A 427-nucleotide genomic window follows, 5' to 3' on the forward strand; every position below is an offset into this window, starting at 1 on the left:
CGACTTCGACAGCCAGATCAACCGCACCCAGGCCGTGGCCAACCTCATGCGCGTATACCTGCTCAAGCGCCTGGAGAGCTCCATCGACGCGTTCAGAATCTCGCTTGAGCGCATCTACGAGGGCAACCTCGCCACCAAGCAGATGCTCGATAAGGCGGAGCGGCTGGTCGCCCAGCGTGACATGGTGCAGATTGACGCGGCCATGTTCGACGACGAGGACGATTTCGCGGAGTACCGCGCTTCGTCGAAGGTGCACGTGGATCCCGCCGATCTCGACCGGCTGAAGCTCGGCCAGGACATCGACTACGATATAAGCGTGCTTGAGCAGTTGCTTGGCTACGCCCGCGAGATCACGCCCGAGCGCGATGAGAAGCTCCGCGTCCTGCGCGTGCTCATCGAGCAAAAGGCCGCCAGCCCCTTCAACGGC

General features: G+C 62.5%; 1 pseudogene. It reads left to right on the top strand.

Going from position 1 to position 427, the window contains the following annotated elements:
• A pseudogene (locus tag NE591_RS12595) lies at positions 1-427 on the top strand (hypothetical protein); the annotation flags it as partial.

This window comes from Adlercreutzia sp. DFI.6.23 (genome assembly GCF_024462535.1).
Taxonomy (GTDB): Bacteria; Actinomycetota; Coriobacteriia; order Coriobacteriales; family Eggerthellaceae; genus Adlercreutzia; species Adlercreutzia rubneri.